General features: G+C 53.8%; 1 protein-coding gene. It reads right to left on the minus strand.

Annotated elements, in window-relative coordinates:
- Positions 1-208, minus strand: a 208-nt coding sequence (locus J3482_RS20715; protein ID WP_206923155.1) for a transposase, incomplete at both ends; no start/stop codon positions are given.

A 208-nucleotide genomic window follows, 5' to 3' on the forward strand; every position in this document is an offset into this window, starting at 1 on the left:
TCGGGCGCATCCAGGATGGGCCGTACACGTGTGTAGACATCCTCGTGCAGTGACTTTGGTGTAGCGTCCAACAGATTGCGCATAAAGTGTGTCTGACATCTGTGCCAGGTGCAGCCTTGGAATTCCGTCTGAAGGGCACGGACGAGTCCTGCATGACTGTCTGAAACCACAATGTCTAGGTCTCGTAAGTCCCGTGATTTGAGCCAAG

It is taken from the genome of Alicyclobacillus suci, from assembly GCF_017329615.1.
Classification (GTDB): Bacteria; Bacillota; Bacilli; order Alicyclobacillales; family Alicyclobacillaceae; genus Alicyclobacillus; species Alicyclobacillus suci.